The organism is Kitasatospora sp. NPDC007106 (assembly GCF_040634455.1).
Lineage (GTDB): Bacteria > Actinomycetota > Actinomycetes > Streptomycetales > Streptomycetaceae > Kitasatospora > Kitasatospora arboriphila.
Map to the genome: position 1 here is coordinate 1 of NZ_JBEYFP010000671.1, position 3239 is coordinate 3239.

Annotated in this window: 3 protein-coding genes; all 3 read left to right on the plus strand. The window is 74.8% G+C overall.

Annotated features, from left to right (window positions below; all coding sequences use genetic code 11):
- Positions 1-790, plus strand: a 790-nt coding sequence (locus tag ABZ641_RS30490; protein ID WP_359986972.1) for a branched-chain amino acid ABC transporter permease, incomplete at its 5' end; no start/stop codon positions are given.
- A gap of 1 nt (position 791) precedes the next feature.
- Positions 792-1946: a branched-chain amino acid ABC transporter permease gene (locus tag ABZ641_RS30495; RefSeq protein WP_359986974.1), complete on the plus strand. Its 1155-nt coding sequence runs from the start codon at positions 792-794 to the stop codon at positions 1944-1946.
- On the plus strand, positions 1943-3199 hold the full coding sequence (locus ABZ641_RS30500; protein ID WP_344625420.1) for an ABC transporter substrate-binding protein: 1257 nt from the start codon (positions 1943-1945) through the stop codon (positions 3197-3199). The genes ABZ641_RS30495 and ABZ641_RS30500 overlap by 4 nt, the downstream gene beginning before the upstream one ends.
- Positions 3200-3239 lie beyond the last annotated feature (40 nt).

A 3239-nucleotide genomic window follows, 5' to 3' on the forward strand; every position in this document is an offset into this window, starting at 1 on the left:
GATGAACTTCGCGCACGGCTCCGTCCTGCTGCTCGGCGGCTGGGTGGTCGCCGCCACGCACGGCGCGGTCGGCTTCCCGTTCGCCGTGCTGCTCGGCGCCGCCGCCGCCGCGGTCGCCTCCGGTCTGCTCCACCTGCTCACCGCCCGCGGGCTCCGCGGGGCGGGCGCGCACGTCGCCACCATCCTCACCATCGGGGCCGACCTGGTGCTGCTGACCGCGCTGGCCCGGGCGATCGGCGCCGACTACCTGGCCACCGGCGACCCGTGGGGCCCGGCCGTGGTCCGGATCGGCGGAGTGCACGCCGCCGAGGCCCGGCTGGCCGGGATCGCCGTCTCCGTCGCCCTGATCGGGGCGGTCTTCGCCGCCTTCCGCTGGACCCGCTGGGGGCTGGCGATGCGGGCCGCCTCCGCCGACGAGGAGGCCGCCGCGCTGATGGGGGTGCGGCTCGGCCGGATGCGGCTGACCGCCTGGTGCGCGGCCGGTGCGCTGGCCGCCGTCGCCGCGGTCTTCCTGGCCGCCTTCCCCGCGCCGGGCCTGGACCGCTCGACCGGCCAACTCGCGCTCGCCGCCTTCCCTGCGGCGATCCTCGGCGGCCTGGACTCGGCCGCCGGAGCCCTGGCCGGCAGCCTCGCCATCGGCCTGGCCGGCGCCCTCGCCGCCGGCTACCAGGACGCGCTCGGCGCGTTCGGCGAGGGTCTGCCCGGCATCGCCCCGTACCTGGTGATGGTCGCCGTCCTGCTGGTGCGGCCCTCGGGGCTGCTCGGATCGAAGGAGGCCGTCCGTGTCTGAGCTGATCACCGGGCGCCGCGCCGCGGCCGCCGCAGGCGTCCTCGTACTGCTCGCCCTGCCCTTCTACGCGGACGGGTTCTGGCTGCAGAGCGGGCTGTTCGCGATGGCCGCGGTGCTCGGCGCGATCGGTCTCGGCCTGCTCACCGGCACCGCCGGGCAGCTCTCGCTCGGCCACTCCTTCTTCCTCGCCGTCGGCGCGTACGGCTACGTCTGGTTCTCCGGCGGGGCGTCCGGCAGCGGTCCGTCCCGGCTCACCGGGCTCGGCCTGCCGCCGCTGCTCGCCCTCGTCCTCGCGATCGCGCTGGCCGGCGCCGCGGGCGCGGTGTTCAGTCCGATCGCCGGCCGGCTGCGCGGCATGTACCTGGGCGTGGCCACCCTCGCCCTGGTCTTCCTCGGCCAGCACGTGATGCTCAACTCCCGCAGTGTGACCGGCGGTTTCAACGGCCGGCCGGTCGAGCCGATGGCGCTGTTCGGCTTCTCGTTCAGTGACGCCTCGCCGCGTGGCCTGGCCGTGCTCGGCGTGCCCTTCGGCGGCCTCGAACGGCTCTGGTACCTCGGGCTCGCCCTGGTCGCGCTCGGCCTGTTCACCGCCCGCAACCTGCAACAGGGCCGCCCCGGACGGGCGTTGGCCGCGCTGCGGGACAGCGGCACCGCCGCCGCCGTGATGGGCGTGCCGGTCGCCCGGTACCGCTGCGCCGCGTTCACCGTCTCCTGCCTGTACGCCGGGGCCGGCGGGGCGCTGACCGCGCTGGCCTTCAAGCGGGTGGTGCCCGACCATTTCGGGCTCGCCCTGTCGATCGACTTCCTCGCGATGATCGTGATCGGCGGGCTCGGCTCGGTCGGCGGCGCGGCCGCCGCGGCCGTCCTCGTCTCGCTGCTCCCGCAGGTCCTCACCGTGTACGCCGACCGGCTGCCGCTGATCGCCCCCGCGGGCTCGGACGCCTTCGGCGCCACCCCCGGCGAGGCCGCCCGCTACCTGTACGGCGCGGCCGTCGTCCTGATCCTCACCCTCGCCCCGGACGGACTGGCGGGCCTGGCCCGCCGGTACCGGCCGCGGCGCGCGCCGGCCGCCGCTCCCGCGGCCCCGGTGCCCGTCCCCGTGACCGTCTCCCGCACCGCCACCCCTCCCTCGCCCGGCAAGGAGCCGACCCCGTGACCGATCGCAGAACGCTCAGATCCGCAGCCGCCCTCGCCGTCCTCGTGCTCGCCGCGACCGGCTGCAGCACCAAGGCCGACACCTCCTCCGACCGGGTCGGCCAGGACGGGGTGAAGATGGGCCCCGGCGTCACCGGGACGACCATCACCCTCGGCGCCCTCACCGACCTCAGCGGCGTCTACGCCTCGCTCGGCAAGAGCATCGTCAACGCCCAGCAGCTGTGGGTGGAACAGACCAACAAGGTCGGCGGCATCTGCGGCCGCAAGGTCGAGATCAAGGTCAAGGACCACGGCTACGACGTGCAGAAGGGCGTCGCCGCCTTCGCCGAGATCGAGCCCGACTCGGCCATGCTCACCCAGGTCATCGGATCGCCGGTGGTCGCCGCGCTCAAGCAGGAGATCGACGGCAAGAAGATCCTCACCCTGCCGCTCGGCTGGTCCTCCACCCTGCTCGGCCAGAACTACATCCAGGTGGTCGGCCCCACCTACGACATCGACATGATCAACGCGGTGGACTTCCTGACCCGCAAGGCCGGACTGGCCGCGGGGGACAGGATCGGCCACGTCTACTTCGAGGGCGAGTACGGCGAGAACGCCCTCGCCGGCGCCGAGTACGCGGCGAAGCAGCACGGCTACAGCATCGTCGGGCAGAAGATCAAGGCCACCGACACCGACCTCGGCGCCCAGGTCACCGCCCTCAAGCAGGCCGGGGTGAAGGCGATCCTGGTCAGCGCCGGGCCCAAGCAGTCCGCCTCGCTGGTCGGCCTGGCCGCCGCCCAGGGACTCACCGTGCCGGTGGTCGGCTCCGCCCCCACCTTCGCCCCGCAGCTGCTGGACAGCGCCGCCGCCCCCGCCCTGGAGAAAATGTTCTACCTGGTCAGCGGCTACCCGGCGCCCAGCGTCGACACCCCGCGGATGCGCCAGCTGGTGCAGGACTACCAGGCGAAGTACCCGGGCGCGCCGGTGGACAGCGGCGTGGTCAGCGGCTGGGTGGCCGCCCAGGTCGCCGCCGAGGCGCTCAGCAACGCCTGCACCGCCAAGGACCTCACCCGCGAGGGCATCGTGGCCGCCCACCGCAGCCAGAAGGCGCTCAACGTCCTGGACGTGCCGCTCGACTTCACCGACGCCGCCAAGCCCTCGGCGTACGGCTCGTTCATCCTCAAGCCCGCCAAGTCGGCCACCGGCGGCCTCGCCGTCGCCGAGGCCGCCCACGAGGTCGCGGCCACCCGCGGTTACCCGCTGCCCAAGGGCTGATCCCGCCCGGGCGGGCGGGGGGGGCGGGCGGCCCGGCGGC